The organism is Streptomyces corchorusii (genome assembly GCF_001514055.1).
GTDB classification, from domain to species: Bacteria; Actinomycetota; Actinomycetes; order Streptomycetales; family Streptomycetaceae; genus Streptomyces; species Streptomyces olivaceoviridis.
Map to the genome: position 1 here is coordinate 45,462 of NZ_KQ948370.1, position 16,378 is coordinate 61,839.

At 68.9% G+C, this 16,378-nt stretch carries 15 protein-coding genes; all 15 read left to right on the top strand.

The features are described 5' to 3' along the window. A complete protein-coding gene (locus tag AQJ11_RS37465; protein ID WP_059266262.1) occupies positions 1-2,823 on the top strand; it encodes a hypothetical protein in 2,823 nt (940 codons plus the stop codon). Positions 2,824-2,864: 41 nt separating this feature from the next. After that, positions 2,865-3,971, top strand: coding sequence for a C40 family peptidase (locus AQJ11_RS37470; RefSeq protein WP_244218545.1), 1,107 nt, complete (start codon positions 2,865-2,867; stop codon positions 3,969-3,971). Between the two features lie 29 nt (positions 3,972-4,000). After that, positions 4,001-4,627: a hypothetical protein gene (locus tag AQJ11_RS50125; protein ID WP_341846313.1), complete on the top strand. Its 627-nt coding sequence runs from the start codon at positions 4,001-4,003 to the stop codon at positions 4,625-4,627. Beyond that, the gene (locus AQJ11_RS37480; RefSeq protein ID WP_059266265.1) at positions 4,603-7,230 is read left to right on the top strand and encodes a hypothetical protein; all 2,628 of its coding nucleotides are present in this window, start codon (positions 4,603-4,605) and stop codon (positions 7,228-7,230) included. Before AQJ11_RS50125 ends, AQJ11_RS37480 begins: the two co-directional genes overlap by 25 nt. Next, the gene (locus AQJ11_RS37485; protein WP_059266266.1) at positions 7,221-8,135 is read left to right on the top strand and encodes a replication-relaxation family protein; all 915 of its coding nucleotides are present in this window, start codon (positions 7,221-7,223) and stop codon (positions 8,133-8,135) included. The genes AQJ11_RS37480 and AQJ11_RS37485 overlap by 10 nt, the downstream gene beginning before the upstream one ends. Positions 8,136-8,785: 650 nt before the next feature. Next, the gene (locus AQJ11_RS51725) at positions 8,786-9,391 is read left to right on the top strand and encodes a hypothetical protein (RefSeq protein WP_244218546.1); all 606 of its coding nucleotides are present in this window, start codon (positions 8,786-8,788) and stop codon (positions 9,389-9,391) included. Then, the gene (locus AQJ11_RS51730) at positions 9,385-10,269 is read left to right on the top strand and encodes a hypothetical protein (RefSeq protein WP_059266268.1); all 885 of its coding nucleotides are present in this window, start codon (positions 9,385-9,387) and stop codon (positions 10,267-10,269) included. Before AQJ11_RS51725 ends, AQJ11_RS51730 begins: the two co-directional genes overlap by 7 nt. A 108-nt stretch (positions 10,270-10,377) precedes the next feature. Next, a complete protein-coding gene (locus tag AQJ11_RS37500; RefSeq protein ID WP_059266269.1) occupies positions 10,378-10,995 on the top strand; it encodes an SAF domain-containing protein in 618 nt (205 codons plus the stop codon). After that, positions 10,995-11,822, top strand: coding sequence for a CpaE/TadZ family protein (locus tag AQJ11_RS37505; protein WP_059266270.1), 828 nt, complete (start codon positions 10,995-10,997; stop codon positions 11,820-11,822). Before AQJ11_RS37500 ends, AQJ11_RS37505 begins: the two co-directional genes overlap by 1 nt. Next, entirely contained in the window at positions 11,812-13,296 is a 1,485-nt protein-coding gene (locus tag AQJ11_RS37510) for a TadA family conjugal transfer-associated ATPase (RefSeq protein ID WP_244218547.1), read from the top strand. The genes AQJ11_RS37505 and AQJ11_RS37510 overlap by 11 nt, the downstream gene beginning before the upstream one ends. Further along, positions 13,293-14,246: a type II secretion system F family protein gene (locus AQJ11_RS37515; protein ID WP_059266272.1), complete on the top strand. Its 954-nt coding sequence runs from the start codon at positions 13,293-13,295 to the stop codon at positions 14,244-14,246. The genes AQJ11_RS37510 and AQJ11_RS37515 overlap by 4 nt, the downstream gene beginning before the upstream one ends. Next, positions 14,243-15,127 (top strand): type II secretion system F family protein, encoded by an 885-nt coding sequence (locus AQJ11_RS37520; RefSeq protein ID WP_059266273.1) that lies wholly within the window; start codon positions 14,243-14,245, stop codon positions 15,125-15,127. Before AQJ11_RS37515 ends, AQJ11_RS37520 begins: the two co-directional genes overlap by 4 nt. A gap of 39 nt (positions 15,128-15,166) precedes the next feature. Next, complete coding sequence (locus AQJ11_RS52890) at positions 15,167-15,487, top strand: hypothetical protein (RefSeq protein WP_107120933.1); 321 nt, start codon at positions 15,167-15,169, stop codon at positions 15,485-15,487. Next, positions 15,487-15,912: a TadE/TadG family type IV pilus assembly protein gene (locus AQJ11_RS37530; protein ID WP_208616712.1), complete on the top strand. Its 426-nt coding sequence runs from the start codon at positions 15,487-15,489 to the stop codon at positions 15,910-15,912. The genes AQJ11_RS52890 and AQJ11_RS37530 overlap by 1 nt, the downstream gene beginning before the upstream one ends. Positions 15,913-15,926: 14 nt before the next feature. Further along, positions 15,927-16,373, top strand: coding sequence for a TadE/TadG family type IV pilus assembly protein (locus AQJ11_RS37535; RefSeq protein WP_059266391.1), 447 nt, complete (start codon positions 15,927-15,929; stop codon positions 16,371-16,373). Positions 16,374-16,378 lie beyond the last annotated feature (5 nt).

A 16,378-nucleotide genomic window follows, 5' to 3' on the forward strand; every position in this document is an offset into this window, starting at 1 on the left:
GTGTTTCGTCCAGACCGCGCGAGCCTGCGTTCAGCCGGCTTCGTTGTGCTGCTCACCGGAGTGTTCCTCCTGGTGAACACCCAGGTCGTCTACGCAGCCAGCACCAACAGCGAGACCGGAGACCTGCTCGCCCCGCTGAACATCACCTCGTCCGAGGGGATACCGATCAACGGCTACGAGCTGAGCGCCGAGGGTGGCTCCATCGTCGACTTCAAGACGCAGGCGCTGGCTTTCGCCCTGTCGGGTCTGTTCACGCTGATCCGGCTGTTGGTGGGGTTGGCCGGGTGGGCCGTCGAGATGGCTTTCCGGTTCCCGCTGCTGAAAATCTTGGTCCGGCCGGCGCAGAAGGTCGCCGACACCTACAACAGCGTGGTCGTCGACACACTGGGGCTGAAAGGTCTTTTACTGGCCTGGGCGTTCGTGTTCGCAGGTTTCATGATCGTGCGCGGCCGGGTCGGCCGCGGCCTGGGCGAGATCTTCCTGACCCTGCTGATGGCGGCGTTCGCTGCTTCCACGTTCGTCCGTCCGGACTATCTGCTCGCCCAGAGTGGGCCACTCGGCCAGGGCCAGCAGGTGGCCGCCGAAGTCGCGCAGCAGTCGGTCAACACCTACGACTGGGGCGGGAAGATCGCCAGCAAGGGGCCCTGCGACGGTCTGGCGGGCAACACGGAACTCAAGTGCCTTCAGCGGCTGGGGCAGGGCCCCGTCTCGGCCCAGGAGGTCGCCCGCCCGATTCAGGACTCAGTCACCAACGCTCTGATCGTCAAGCCCTACATGCTGTTGGAGTACGGTCGCGTTCTCGACCCGGCCAAGTCCTCCGACCGCAAGGCCTACGCCGTCCATCTGAAGTGGATCAGCGGTGGCTACAAGGCCACCGGGGGCGCTGAGGTCGACCGGCGGTGTGACCTGCTGGCACCACCCTCCCGGAAGTACTGCGAAGAGAAGGATGCCTGCAGACTGATCCGCGGTGAGGCCAAGAAGTACTGCGAACGTGACACTCGCAGCCTACCCAGCGACGACAGGCTGCCGTCGCTGACACCGGGCGGCCAGTTGCTGGACGCCTCACATGCCATCATCAGCGACGAGGACAGAGAGTTCGCCGCTTTCCTCGCAGACATGAAGAGAGCTGGCCCCGTCGGCAAGGCATGCGCCGCCTACGCCGAAGAGCCCACCTGGTGGCGGGTCGGCGGCGCAGCCCTGCTGCTCATCGCGGCGCTGTTCATCTGCGGCATGCTCCTGTCCAGCGCGATCGTGATACTCGGCACCCAAGGCGTCTGCGCTGCGGCGGCAGCAGCGGGCGGTGTCACCTTCATCGCCGGCATGCTGCCCGGCCCGGCACGCCAGTCGGTGTGGAAGTGGCTGTCGCTGTGGGGGATCGCGATCCTCGCCCTGGTGGGGGTGTGCGCGTTCGTGCCGTTCTTCGGTATCGCTGTGGACGCCACCATCACCAACGGTCCGGACCTGATGGTCGAGCGGATCCTGCTGCTCGACGTCCTGGCGATCGCCGGCGCGGCCGGGCACCGCCGGCTGCTGACCGGCATCACCTCCTTCGGCCATCGCATGGCCCAACGGATGCGCTATGCCAAGATCGGCGGCACCCACCTGCCAGGCGACACCTCCGAGCTCGGCGCCGCTCTCGCCATGAACTCGCCCACTGCCATGGGTGGCTACGGTGGCGGGCTGCGCGCCTTCACCGGCGGAGGCCGGTACGGGCTGCTCGGCACCCGGCACAGGCTGATGTCCGCCCTCACCAGCATGTTCGACGGCGCGGGTATGCCCGTGGACACCGGCAGGATGCTTGCAGACGCCACCGCCGAAGCCGGGCGCGGACTTTCCCCGCTCACCGCCGCAGTGGCCGTGGGCGGGCTGGGCGCCCGGCTCGCCGCCAAGGGCGCGCATTGGCTGCTGATCGGCCGCCGCCTGGACAATGAGCAGCTGGCCAAGTGGCGCAAGCCCGCCGCCGACGGCGACCCGGGCCTGGGCGGGCCGTCAAGCGGCGGTGACGGGGGTCCGGGCAGCGGCGAGGGGCCGCATCGTCCCTCCGGCCCGCCCGACCGGTATCGCAACGAGCAGGGGCAAGTCGTCAACCGCACCACCGGCCAGGTGCTGCACGACCAGAACGACGACCGCACGCTGTTGTCGACGCGGGCCCATAACCAGTTGGTCCGTTTCCGCGGGTACCGCATCCTCAACAGGAGCGGCCGGGCCGCGTACGGGGCAACGGTCGGTCTGCCGGCCACCGTCCGCCGGGCCCGGTCGGGGGGCTCGCGCTACTCCCAGGACGTCCGTCAGCAGGTACGGGTATGGGCCAACACCGTCCGCGAGGATGCCAGGGCCTGGGCGGACACCGGGCGTCATGTCGCCCATGTCGTCGGGCAAGCGCGCTCCGACGACCGGGACGGGCCGAGCCTCGTTGTCGGCCGGCGCCTGGCGACGACAGGCCCATCGGCGACAGCCGCCCGAACGTTCACTGTCCGGCGCCCGGCCGCGTCTGAAGCAGTGCCCCGTCCTGCCGCCGCCGCTGGTATGGCACAGCCCCCCACCGGGCCGTCCCCGGAGCGGTTTCAGCAGCTGCTCGACGATCCGGCAGAACTGCAGCGCGAGATCATCCAACAGGTCGCCCGAGTCGACCCGGGCCTGGCGCGGCGCATGCAACCGCGAGGCGGTGCCCCGCAGCCGGCTGACTCGCCGCGGGCGTCCGGGACCAGCCGTGTCCGTGATGAGGCACAGGCTCGCTTCCAAGAGCTGCTGCGTCGTACCGAGCCCCAGGCCGAACAGCTGCGCCAGCAGAGGTCCGAGCAGGACGGGAGTGAGGAGGAGTGAATACCGCCCAACGCCGCTGGGGGCGATGGGGATGCGTCGGTGTGCTGCTGCTGTGCACAGCTGTCTGCTGCGCCGCCCCGGTGTCGAACGCCATCAGTTCCTACGTCGCGCTGACCTCGGATCCGCAGGACGATGGCGGAATCGCTCAAGGCGGGACGGCTGCCGACATCCCACCGCGCATGCTCACGGCCTATAAAAAGGCAGTCCAGCAGGTCAGGACATACGTGCCGAATTGCCACGGCATGCACTGGCCGATCCTGGCCGGGATCGCGAAGGTCGAGTCCAACCACGCCATCGGCAGAGACATCGCCGACAACGGCACCATCCGCCCCAAGATCCACGGAGTGCTCCTCAACGGCTCCGGCCAAGGAGGCAACACCACCGTCTTCCCCGACACCGATGGCGGCAAGTGGGACGGCACGGCGAACGGTGAGCGCGCCGTCGGTCCGTTTCAGTTCCTGCCCTCCACGTGGGAGACAATCGGCAAGGACGCCAACGGCGACAAGGTCGCCGACCCGCACAACGCCGACGACGCCGCGCTCGGCGCCGCGATCTACCTGTGCGGCAACGGACGTGATCTGACGAAGCAGTCGCAGCTGAAGGCCGCAATCCTGCAGTACAACCACTCCGACGAGTACGTCGCCAACGTTCTGGGCTGGATCGACCAGTACACGGCCGCCTCCAAGAACCCGGAGTTGAAGAACGTCTCCGGGAAGGTCCGCACCGTCATCGATGCCGGGCTCTCCCAGCAGGGCGTGCCCTACTCGTGGGGCGGCGGCACTGCGAGCGGCCCGTCATACGGGATCTGCTGCTCGCCCAGCGGCAAGAGCGGCGCGAACATCAAGGGCTACGACTGCTCGGGGCTGACCACCTACGCGTATGCCAAGGCCGGCATCAGCCTTCCGCGCACCGCGGCCGCGCAGGCTGGGCGTGGCCGACGGATCCCGGCCAGCCTCGGCACGGGTGCCCTCAAGCCGGGCGACCTCGTCTTCTACGCCTACGCCCCCGGACGCGATTCCACGATCTATCACGTCGGCATTTACCTCGGCGGCGGTCAAATGATCAATGCCGCCCGCCCTGGCACCGTCGTCCGGCTGGACTCGGTGAACGCCATGTCCGGCTATGCGGGGGGTGCACGGCTGCTGTGACCACGACTCCGCGGTCTCCGCGTCTGCTGGTGCTGAGCACCGTCATCCTCGCCGTCATCGGTGGCCTCGCCCTGCTGGGTGTGCCGTACGGTCAGCAGCCGCCAGCCCCGGCAACGGCATCAGCCGCAACTGCAGCCAAGGATCCGTCAACGGCTGCAGTGTCTCCTGCCAGCCAGCCGACCGTCCACGGGCCGCCTTCCCCGGCGCCGGCTACATCCTCCGCATCGACGCCGTCGGCACTCGAGCCCCCGCTCCCGCCGCATGGCGAAGGCCCGGCCGGCGACCGGGCCATCCAGCACTCCCTGGAGGCGGCCTGGCCGGACGACCTTCCCGCAGGCGACGAACGGGAGCTGCTGACCGCCGGCCGCGCGCTGCTCCGCGCGGACGCCACCGGCGTCGGCCGTGCGAACTGGCCGCAGGTGTTCCCCGCATCGGGCCAGGCGGTGGTGGCCCCGGCGTTCGCCACCGCGCACTTCCGGATCCAGGCTGCGATCGCCCGCCGGGACGGCAGCCCGGACAGGGCGGTGGTCCATCTGGTGTGGGCCGGCATGGACCGAGGCGGCACCTTCGCCGACCTCCGCATCAGCGACTGGCACTTCACCCGAACGACTTCGCAGAAGGGAGCAGCGACGTGGGCTCCGCAGACCCGCACCTGACTCACCACGATGACACGGCTGCCGATCAGGTACTCAGCCTGGTCAGCGGCCTGGCTGACACCGCCAACTGGGTCTACGACCACTGGTACCTGCCCGCGCTGGGCATCGCCGTGTGCTGGGGCGTGGGCGAGTGGGTGGTACGCCATCTCGCGGCCAAGGCTTCGGCCGAGCGGATGGCCCTGGAACTCGTTTCCAACCGGCACTTCGACCCGAGCCTGGAAGAGATCTTCCGGCGGGGTGTCCAGCTTGCCCGTGCGTCTACGGCCATGCCCTGGTGGGCGCCTCGCCGGGCGAAGACGGTGCAGATCCGGCTGCGCGCGGACGGCAGCGCGCCCCTGCGCTACCGGATCGAGGGCCCAGCCGGAGGTGAGCGATTGCTGTCGATAACGCCGTTCGGGCCGGACGTGACCGTCAAGAGGGCGGGGCCGATCGTCGACAAGCCGCGGGAGTACACCGTGCGCGCCGAGTTCATTCTGCGCGGCAAGCTCACCTCTCCGCTGCGTGAAGTGCCGCTCACACCCGATCCGCTGCAGCCGCTCGTCGATGCCGTCGCCGACCTGCGTGCCGAGCTCGGCGACCTCGCCGAAATCCGGCTCGACATCCAGCGTGCTCCGAAGTGGGCACTTCGGGCGCGCCGCCTGCAGTTGATGGCTGCCGCGCGCCGGTCGGAGCGCCGGGAGGCCCAGCGGGCCGCACGCTGGCTGCGGCAGGATGCCTCCGGGATCGAGGATTCTCTGGGCTGGCAGTTGCAGCAGATGCTCACGGACAAGCCCGCCTCCGGTGCCGGGCGGCGGCTGGTGATGCCGCCGGTGCCGCGGCGGGTGGAGCCGGCCGAGGCGCTGGGCAAGCTCGCCGAGGACGACCACCTGGTGCGCGTGCAGCTGCTGGTGATGTGCGCCTCGAACACCGAGGGCCGCGCCCAGGCCCGGCTCGCTCAACTGCAAGCCGCCCTGGACGTGTTCGGCGGCCGCTCAAGGTGGGCGATGCGCGGCTGGCGGCTAGGGCCGTGGCGGATCGGCGCCGATCGCTGGCCGACCCGGAAGGGCTTCGAGCGCCGCTGGGTGCTGGGGCACTGTCAGCCGCCCCGCGCGAACTGGGTCAGGCTCGAGGAGCTGACAGGCCTGCTCAAGCCCCCGACCGTGCACTGCCGCCTGCCGGTGCTCGCCGGTGACTTGCCGACCTTTACGTTCGGCGATCCTCAGTTGCTCTTGCAGGGCATTTACCGGGGCCCTGACGGCCGCGAGCGGCTGGTCGCCACCTACGCCGAGGAGACCCTGTTCGAGGTCGGGGTCGGCAAGGCCGGCGGCGGCAAGACGGAGCGCGCCTTGGCGCAAGCGATCGGCTGGGCCCACGCCGGCGGCGGGCTGGTCTTCGTCGACCCGCACCGCGACTCGTGGCCGCGTGCCCTGCCATTCCTGGCCCACGACCACCTGATGCCGAGGGTCGCACTGGTTGACCTCAACGGGCTGGGTTCCCATCCGCGGGTGAGTTCGTGGAATCCGCTCGGAATGCACCACGGGCAGGCGGCGCACGAGGTCGTCGAGGCGATCGCCGATGCCTACGCCTCGGCACTGGCATGGGACGATGCGACCGCTCCGCGGGCGCTGACCATCCTCACCGCCGCGCTCACCGTGCTGGTTGCCATCAACGGGGCGGCCTGCCAGGCCGGGCAGCCCGAGGATCAGGCCACGATCTTCCACGTGCGGGCGCTGCTCACAGACGCTGGCTTTCGTAAGGCAGCGCTCGCCATGGTGGCGGGCCGACTGGACGAGGAGACCCGAGCATGGTGGCAGTCGGTCTTTCCGACCCTTTCGCCCGACGCGTTCGCCGTCGTCCTCAACCCGATCGCCCGCCTGGCCGCCAACCCGGTCACCCGTGCCTTCCTCGGCCAGCCCGCTGGCATCTACAACATCCGCGCAGCGATGGATTCCCGGATGATCGTGTGGGTGTGTCCGGGGGGCAACGGGCCCACCGACCGCCTGCTGACCGCGCTGCTTGCCCGGGATCTGCTGCGAGCCGCCCGTTCACGTCGTGATACCCCGGAGGACAAGCGGGTTCCGTTCCGCCCGTATTTCGACGAGCTGATCACCCTGACCGGTGCGGCTCCGGAAACGATCGCCGCAATGTTCGAGGACTTGCGCAAATACAAGTGCCACGTCCACGGCATGTCCCAGCTGCTGTCCCGCCTTCCCGCGCCAGTACGGCTGTCTCTGGTGCAGAACGCATCCACGCTGGCAACCACCGCCGGGTCGCAATCCGCGATCGCGCCCATCACCGCCGAATGGGGCAACGACCCCAGCCCCGACCGGGTCGCCACGATGGAGCGCTTCGAGCACTACGTCTCCATGAACGTCCGCGGCCGCCGCATCGGGCCCGTTCGGCTGCGCGGGCCTCATCTCGACAACGTCTTCGCCGCCCAGGCGCGCCCCGAGCACGCCGGTGCGCTCGAGCGGGCCGCCCAGGCCAACGCCCAGGCTCTCCCCCTGGAAACGCTTACCGACCGCGCCGCCAAGCAGCTCGGCCGGGTCGCCGCCTTCCTCACCGCGCACGCCCCTGCTGGCGCCGCCGCTGTCCGCCTGTCGAAGGAGAACGAATGGAACTGACCACCACCCCGACCACCGAGCGTGCCGCGTCGGGTTTCACGCCCAGCCCCGTCGAGCCCCTCAAGCATCAGCTCCTGGCCACGCTCGCCCAACACCGCATGGCCTCGACCAACCAACTGCATGTGCTCCTGCGGCCCGACCGCTCCCGGCAGTCGGTTTCCGAACGGCTGAACGATCTGCTCGGCGAGGGCTTGGTCGACTTCGTCGTGCTGCCGCAGTCCAATCGCAGCCGAGTCTGGTATCTCACGCCGAAGGGCGCACGCCTCACCCGGGACTGGCCCGCGCTGCGGGGCCGGCCGCCGTATCCGATCACCTCGGCTACGGCCGCCTCACTCAAGACCCCGCACACCCTCACCGTCCTGCGCACCCACTTGACTTTTGTCGCCGACGCCCGCCGACGCGGTGACGAGCATGGCCACCTGGACTGGATTCCCGAGGTGTTCCACGCGATCGGCGACGGAGAGCGGGTCGTCGCCGACGCGGTCATGCACTACACGCTCATCGGCGGCCAACAGCGGCGCAAGTTGCGGGCATTCGTTGAGATTGACCGCGCCACCATGAGCAGCGAGCGCCTGGCCGCGAAGCTCATCGAGTACGCGAGGCTGTGGACGTACGAGCCGCAGACCGGCGGCCGGCGGAGGCAGGCCGCCGGGCCCGGCTGGCTGCGCTGGTACCCGGTGTTTCCCAGAGTTCTGTTCGTACTGACCGGCACAGGGCGTCAGGCGATGGACAACCGGATCAGCGACCTCAAGGCCATGGTCGCCCATCACCCCCTCGTGGCCGATATGGCCCGCGAGGTGCCGCTGGGGGCGGCCATCCTGGAGGACCTGGACGAGGGCGGCCCCACCTCTGACGTGTGGGTGCCGCTGTCCGGAGGCAAGCCCCGTGCTTGGACCGAGCTGTGACACCACGTTCACCTTGGTCGAATTCGCAGCCTTGCAACTACAGCCTCAACCACTTGAGATTTGCTTACGCGAACTAGTAGCTTACTTACCGCACCACAGGGCTCCGTTGCGAAAACGCATTCCTACGTGCTGACGTTAGGGGATTCATGCATGTCACGCACTCCTGATCAGATTCGCAGTTCAAAACGCTTCCTGGGGGTCGAGTGGCCGCCCAGGGCGCAGGAGGTTTCGCACCTCGGGGACGCGTGCACGGTCCACGGGAGCGACGACTTTCACTTCGCCGACCTGCGCACGGTACGCGGCCGCTTTCCCGGCCGGCACGTCACCCTCGACGGCGAAGTGATCACCGTGTGACCGCCAGTCGGCAAGCGACATCGAGCGGACTCCAACGCCACCCGAGCATCCTGACGGGCGCGGCGCGACGAGCGGAGTCGTAGAACTACAGATCGACATCCGGTTCCGAAAGCGACCGGATACGTCGTGAGTCGTACGAGTGAACTCCACTATCGAGCTGGGAAGTTGCCTGGCATATGCGTAATCTTGCGGCTACGCAAAGAGATCACCGCAGCTTGACCAGGCCGGAACTGGGCTGCCGTCCGTCGGTGGGTCAGGCAGCGGTCGTGTAACACCGCGCCGTACGGGGAGGCATCGTGAAATGTCACGCAAACCGGGCTGCTCGTTCTGCCATTCACGGCCGCAGCGTCGCCGCAGCATCCCTGTCGCTGTGCGTCGCGCTCACCTTGTCCGCTTGCAGTTCATCCGACAGAGAAGACGGGACGGCCGACAAGTCACCAACGGTTACGAAGTCCCCGACACCATCCGCCCAGATCGGCTCGAAGGCGACGGCCAAGGCAGAAGCGATCGCTGCGTACAGCGCCTACTGGCGGGAGATGGAGAAGCTCTATGCCGACCCAACTGGCAACAGCGGGGATCTTGAAAAGTACGCCGCATCTGCCGCCCTGAGGAACGCTAAGGCCGACGCCAAGAGCACCCATGACCGCGGTCTCCTCAATACAGGCGATGTCGCTATTACCGGACAGAACGTCACCCAGGTTGATGAATCGGGCAAGATCCCGCATGTGACCGTCTCCAGCTGTCTCGATATCTCGCGCTGGCGGACGGTCAATGCCAAGACCAAGAAGCCGGTATCCCTCCCGAAAGACCGGCTGACGAAGTACGTGATTGTCAGCACCGTAGAGAAGTATCCGGAAGGATGGCATGTCACCCGCGACGAGCCGCAGGGCAAGTCATGCTGACCCGCGGCGTCGTTACAGCCACGTTTATCGTCCTGGCAGCACTCTCCGCCCCCGTCAACAGCTACGCCGAGGATGACCCCCACGGCAGTGGGGGCACCCATTGCGGCCTGTACACATGCGAGGTCGCGGTCGATGTCACCGGGCAGGCTGGCGGCCAAGAGGGAGGCAGCGGTGGCACGGAGGAATCGGGCGGAGGCAGCGGCTCTGCTTCGGGAGACGATGGTAAGTACGCGAATGTCTGCACCTACAAGCTGGCAGACCCGCAACCGCCCGCCGGTAGCCTGGACTGGGAAGGCCACGAACCCGGCGATGGCGCCGTGTACGAACAGAGCTGCACACGGAACGGAGGCGACCTCACCATCATCCGGATGGTGTGGCAGGCCGACCCGCCCGAGCAAGAGGCTCTCGACCCGGCTGTTCTGGCGCAGCGGGCGGTCGACTCCATGACGCTGCTCGGCCCGGACATTGCCAGCCCGCGCGCGGCCGGGAAGTACACAGTGGGTGTCCCCATGTGGATGTGGGTCAATCAGAGCGCCACGACCTACGGGCCGAACACCGCGTCGGCGTCGGCAGGTGGGATAACCGTCACCGCGACCGCGAAGGTGTCGAAGATCGTGTGGACGATGGGCGATGGTTCCTCCGTGACCTGCAACGGCCCGGGCACGCCCTATACCTCTTCCCAGGATATGCCCGAGTCCCCGACCTGCGGACACGTGTACTCCAAGACCTCGGCCGGTGCCCCAAGCGGCAAGTTCTCGGTGACCGCGACCTCGACGTGGACGATCAACTGGCAGGGCGGCGGACAGGCCGGCCAGCTCACCGAGGTCCGGCAGACCAACGTGCAGGTAGCGGTCGGCGAAGTCCAAGTCGTCAGGTAACGCCGCCGGAAGGAAAAAACGGTGAGCAAGACCCAAGAACGTGTAGACACAGCCCCGAACGGAGTCCCCCAGCAGGGACGCACGGCCGGACCGGTGGCGCCGCCTCGGGTGTCGGCTCGCAGGCGACGACCAGGAGTCATCGCCTTGTCGCTGGCGCTGATCGCCGCCGGTGGAGCCGGGGTTGCCGTCCTGCTGCTCCAGGTCGGCAACCGCACGGACGTAGTGACCGTGGTCCGCGATGTCCAGGTCGGCCAGGTCCTCACCGAGGACGACCTGGGCAAGGCGTCCGTCGCCCTGGACCCGGCCGTCAAGGCGGTGCGCGTCGGCGATCTGAAGTCGGTGGTGGGCAAGCGGGCCGCCGTGGAACTCAAGCCCGGCTCCCTGCTGGCCCCCTCCCAAGTGACGAAGGACAACCTCGTCAAGGCCGGTGAGCAATTGGTGCCGATCGGTCTCGAACCCAAGCAGATCCCCGCCACCGCGCTGGTCCCGGGCCAGAAGGTGCAGCTGGTGCACGTCCCGGCCCAGGGCACCACGGAAACCGGCAAGACATCCGACGCTGCTCCGCAGAGCATCGACGGCCGTGTGGTGAAGGCGTCCGGCGCCGCCCCCGGTACGGGAATCGTGGTCGTCGACGTGGCCACCGCTGCTACCGACGGCCCCACGGCCGCCGCGTGGGAGGCGGTCGGCACCCTGCGCCTGGTCCTCGCTGCCCCGGACGGTAACTGATGGCTGTGATCGCGCTCGCGGGATGCAGCGGCGCGCCCGGCGTGACCACGAGCGCGCTGGCCTTGCTGCTGTCGTGGCCGCTGGAGGCGGGCCGGCGGATGATCCTGGCCGAGTGTGACCCGGATGGCGGAGCCGTGCTGCACGGCCTGCTGCAGGGCACGCTCGGCGACCGGTACGGGCTGCGCAACCTCTCGGTCGCCGCCCGCAAGGGCGAGTTCAGTGACGCATTCTGGCGGCAGCTGATCGACCTCAGCAGCGACGACGGCAAGACCGAATCCCCGCGCAACCGGCTGCTGCTGCCCGGACTCACCGACCCCGCGCAGGCAGCGAGCCTCGGCCAGGTCTGGAGGATCCTCGCGCAGATGTTCCGTGGCATCGAGACCGAGAGCGGCCACGACGTCCTCATCGACCTCGGCCGTCGCGGCGCCTTCGGGCCCTCCGGAGTCCTGGCCGAGCAGGCCGACGGCGTGTTCGTGGTGGTCCGCAACACCCTGCGCTGCCTTCAGGCAGCGCAGGGCCCGGTACGCGCCCTGGAAGAGCGGGTGGGTGACGTGAGCGTGCTGGTGATCAATGAAGGCCCGTATCCCGCCGGTGAAGTGCAGCGCGTGCTGCAGGTGCCGGTGATCGCCACGCTGCCGTACGCGCCGAAGGACGCCCGGGTGCTGTCCGATGGCGCCGAACAGCCTCGCCACTTCACCAGGTCGCCGCTGCTGAAGGCCGCCCGCACGGGCAGCACGCTGCTTGCTCAGCGGGCCGCCGTGCGCCGGGCCCGCCTCGATCCACACGGCCTGCGCACAGCAGGCGGAGAGGTGACCCATGCACGCTAGGCCTCTGCATCCCGACCCCACGGTGGCTCCGCCCCAGGAGTGGGCGCAGCAGACCAACGGCGCACCGCGGCCTGCCGGTGCCGCCTCGAGCCCGCGTGTGCTCGGCACGGCGGCTCCGCAGGTCACCGTCGACTACCGGGTGGCCCGGCAGATCGCGTCCCAGGTCGCCAAGCAGCGCGAGGAACTGCTCAAGATCAAGCCCGACATGGACCGGGCCGGCGAGGAGCAGCGCTGCCTGAATTGGATCGCCGAGGCGGTCGCGCTGTGGTCGGACGCCCAGGCGATGACGCCGCAGGAGGACGAGGCGCTGCGGCGCGCCGTGTACGACCTGCTCTTTCGGGCCGGCCGGCTTCAGCCGTACCTGGACGACGAGCGGGTCGAGGACATCATCATCCAGGGCCCCAACGAGGTGTGGCTCGACTACGGCGACGGCGAACGCCGCCGGGTGGGCCCGATCGCGGACTCCGAGGAGGAGCTGCTCGAATTGCTGCGGGAGCTGGCCCGTGACTCCGGGCACAGCGAGCGCACCATCTCCACCGCGAACCCCACCCTGGCCCTGTCCCTGCAGGACGGCTCCCGCCTGCAGGCAATTACTGGGCTTGGGCCGATGACGTATGCGGTCATCCGCCGGCATCGGGTATCCCACGCCGACCTCGACGACCTCGTACGGCTGGGCACCATCGATCCGATCCTGCGCGAGTTCCTCGGGGCGTGCGTGCGTGCCGAGAAGAACATCATGATCGCGGGGAAGCAGAAGGCGGGGAAGACGACGCTGCTGCGGGCCATGCTCAAGGAGTTCGATCCGGAATGCCGGTTTGCGACCATCCAGACCGAAGACGAGCTGTTCTGCCACGCCAACGGCTACCACAGGCAGGTTGTCTCCCTGATGGGGCGTGAATCCAATGGGGAGAAGGACGTCACCGGGCGCAGTGCCGGCGAGGTCACGCTGCTGGATCTGATGCATCCAGCGCTGCGAATGTCGCTGGAGCGGATCGTGGTCGGCGAGGTCCGCGGCCCCGAGGTCGTCGCCATGATGCAGGCGCTGACCAACGGCTCCGGCGGCAACCTGTGCACAATCCACGCGCGTCGCCCGGACATCATCTTCGACCGGATCGCCGAGCTGTACGCGCTCGCCCAGGGGGGCCTGTCCGAGCAGCTCGCCTACCGGCAGACCGCCAACGGCCTGGACTTCATCGTGTACGTCGACATGACAGACGAGACGCAGATCGGAGGCCGCCGCCACCGGTATGTCTCCCACGTCCTGGAACTGACGGGGATCGGCGAGAACGGCCGGCCCGCCACCAACGAGATCTTCTCCCCCGGCCGCGAGTTCGGTGACCTGCGGGCGGTGCCGCGGATGGACCCGGGCTGCATCGACGACCTGCGCCGCGTCGGTTTCGACTCGTCCCTGCTGCAGCAGCCGTATGGGGCCTGGCAGGCGCCACTGCCGCTGAAGGTGGGGGCGAGCCGATGACCCTTCTCTTCGGGCTGCTGTGCGGCATGGCCGTGGTCGGCGGGCTGATCGGTGTCGTGGCGGGCCTCTTGGGCACCACCGCGCCGCGCCGGGCCCCCCTGCACACGCGCTGGAGAGCGGCCATGCGCGGTGGGAAGAACCAGAGCGAGGACGCCCGCCTGCGGCGGCGAACCCTGCTGGTAGCGGCCGTCGTGGTGTTCGTAGCCGTGTGGCTGGTATCAGGGAACTTCGTCGGTGCCACGCTGCTGGGCGCGGCCGTCATCGGTGTGCCCTGGCTGATCACCCCGGCGCAGATGGCGCAGGAGCGCATCGGGCAACTGGAGGCACTCAGCGAGTGGACACAGCGGCTGGCCGGCCTGCTCCGGTTGGGCATGGGCCTGGAACAGGCGATGATCACCAGTCGCCAGGGCGCGCCGGACGAACTCGCCCCGCAGATCATCAACCTGTCCGACCGGCTGCGTCTGGGATGGCGGCCGGAGCTGGCGCTGCGCTCGTTCGCCGATGAACTGGACGATGTCACCTCGGACAAGGTGGTCGCCGCGCTCATCCTTTCGGTCAACGACCGCGGACCGGGCCTGGCGCAGGCGCTGGAGGACCTGTCGGGCACCGTCCGCGAGGAGGTCGCCAAGAAGCGCGCCATCGAAGCGGACCGGGCCAAGCCCCGCACCACCGTTCGGTGGATGACCATCATCACCGTGGGTGTGGTGGTGGCTGGGTTCTTCGTGCCGTCGTACACGAAGCCGTACTCCACACTGCTGGGCCAGCTCGTCCTCGCGTTTCTGACGGCGGGCTTCGTCGGAGTGCTCGCCCTGATGCGCCAGTTGGGCTGCTTCCGCCGCATTCCTCGTTTCCTGGCCACCGACCCGACGAGCACGGTCCGGCTGCCCGCGGCCGCGTCGGAACCGGAGAACCCGGTCGCCACCCGTGAGCCGGAAGGGGCCGCGCCGTGAACCTGCTTCCCGTTGTTGTGACTGGTGGCACGGTCGGCGCCGGTGTCGCGCTGCTGATCCGGGAACTGCTGCAGCCCCAGCCGGCGCTGGGGCCTGCTCTCAAGCGCAGTGCCCCAGGCAGCTTGACGATGCCGGAGCCGGAACTGGACCGCGAGGAGGCGTGGGGCCGGTGGCTGCTGGCCCGTCTCGAGCGGCTTCCCGGCATGCGGGTCCCCACCACGAACCTGGCCCTGCTCGGCCAGGGGCCGGGCCAGTTCATGCTCAAGAAGACCGCGCTCGCTGCGCTGGGCCTGCTCTGCCCGGTCATCGCGACGATCCCGTGGATCATCGCCGGCGTGGGCCTGCCGTTCTACGTGCCCGCCGTGGTCGGGCTCATCGTCGCGGTGCTGTTGTTCATCACGCCCGATCTCGCGGTGCGGGATCAGGCCAAGCGGGGTCGGGAGGAGTTCGCGCACGCCCTGTCCGCCTACCTGGACCTGGTCGCCCTCAAGCGGGCTGCCGACGCCGGCCCCGCCGAGGCATTGGAGAAGGCCGCCGGCGTCGGCGAGGGCTGGCCCTTTTTGTATCTGCAGGGCGCGCTGCGCCGGGCCCGGCTGGAGAAGATCCCGCCCTACCAGGCGCTCGCGGAGCTGTCTGCCCAGTACGACCTGCCCGTCCTGGACGACGTCGCCGACATCATGCGGGGTTCGGCCACCGACGGTGCCGCCGTCTACAAGGCGCTGCGGGCCCGCACCGCGGCGCTCAACGCCGAACTGCTGGCCGACCAAGCCTCCGAGGCGAACGCGGCCAGCGAAAAGATGACCGCGCCGGGAGCCCTCTTGGCCGTCTTGGTGATGCTTCTGATGGCCTTCCCCGCCGTGATCCGCATGCTCACCGTGTAGACCACCCGACTCGCTCAACGCTTTTGAGAGGTAAGCAACATGAAGCACACTGCAACCCGCGCCCGCCGTGCTGTGCTCCAGGCAATCGCCCACCCGCACACCGGCCCATACACCGCGTCCCGCAGGCCGGGCCGTGGCCGCCGGGGAGCACGCGCCTGGGCACGCGGCAACCGTGCGGTCCTGCGTCTGACCACGCGCGTCCAGGACAGCCTTCAGGAGGCAGCCCGCCGACCCGACCGCGGCGACATCTCCACCACGACCGTCATCATCTGGGTGGCCGCCGTCACCGGCGCCGTCCTCATCGCCGGGACCATCGCCGTGGTCATCGCCAAGTACAACGGCAAGCTCGCCGGTCTGTGATGAGCCGTCCCGAGCGGCTGCAGGCCTGGCGGCACGGACGAAGATGGCACGACGACCGCGGCGACACCAGCATTCAGATGGCGATCATCTTCCCGTTCGTGGTGCTCGCCACGGTCGCCGTCATCCAGGCCTCCATCTGGTACTACGCCCGGCAGATCGCCCTGACCGCAGCCCGCGAGGGCGTCAGCGTCGCCCGGGCCTACCAGCCGAGCCCGGCCGACGGTGCGGCCCACGCACGCAACGTCCTAGGACGCACCGCCGGCGACAGCCTGCGCAGCTACCGCGTCTTGGCCAGCAGCAACGGACAACGGGTGCGAGTGCAGGTGTCCGGCACGGCCCTGTCGATGATCCCGGGTCTGTCGGGCCTGCACGTCACGCAGTCGGCGTCCGGCCCCGTGGAGCGCTGGACCGTCCCAGGGGAGTGATGCACATGCCATGCATGGCCCGTTGGTCGCGCAGACTGCACAGCGATGAGGGCAGTGCCGCCATCGAGGCGGCAATCGTCCTCCCGGCATTGATCATGTTTCTGTGTCTGGCGATCGCCGGCGGCCGGATCGTCACATCCGGCTCGAAGATCGACTCTGCGGCTGAGGACGCAGCGCGGGAGGCGTCCATCCACCGCACAGCGGCAGCCGCCCAGAGTGCCGCGCAGTCAGCGGCTGCCGAGTCCCTCAACGACGAGGGCATCAAGTGCGCGTCGGCCTCCGTCCACATCAACACCGGCGGTCTCAGCGTGCCGGTGGGACAGCTCGGCACGGTCACCGTGACCGTGACCTGCACGGTGAATCTGTCTGACCTCCTGCTTCCGGGCGTGCCCGGAGCCAAGACGCTCACATCGACAGCGACATCGGTGGTGGACCAGTACAGACAGCGGGGGGATGGATGATCATC

Excerpts from the sequence above, each read along its gene's own strand:
- AQJ11_RS37505 (WP_059266270.1), top strand. The coding sequence starts at position 10,995 with ATGGCTGTGATCGCGCTCGCGGGATGCAGCGGCGCGCCCGGCGTGACC.
- AQJ11_RS37535 (WP_059266391.1), top strand. The coding sequence starts at position 15,927 with ATGGCCCGTTGGTCGCGCAGACTGCACAGCGATGAGGGCAGTGCCGCC.
- AQJ11_RS52890 (WP_107120933.1), top strand. The coding sequence starts at position 15,167 with ATGAAGCACACTGCAACCCGCGCCCGCCGTGCTGTGCTCCAGGCAATC.
- AQJ11_RS37485 (WP_059266266.1), top strand. The coding sequence starts at position 7,221 with ATGGAACTGACCACCACCCCGACCACCGAGCGTGCCGCGTCGGGTTTC.
- AQJ11_RS51730 (WP_059266268.1), top strand. The coding sequence starts at position 9,385 with ATGCTGACCCGCGGCGTCGTTACAGCCACGTTTATCGTCCTGGCAGCA.
- AQJ11_RS37515 (WP_059266272.1), top strand. The coding sequence starts at position 13,293 with ATGACCCTTCTCTTCGGGCTGCTGTGCGGCATGGCCGTGGTCGGCGGG.
- AQJ11_RS37530 (WP_208616712.1), top strand. The coding sequence starts at position 15,487 with ATGAGCCGTCCCGAGCGGCTGCAGGCCTGGCGGCACGGACGAAGATGG.
- AQJ11_RS37510 (WP_244218547.1), top strand. The coding sequence starts at position 11,812 with ATGCACGCTAGGCCTCTGCATCCCGACCCCACGGTGGCTCCGCCCCAG.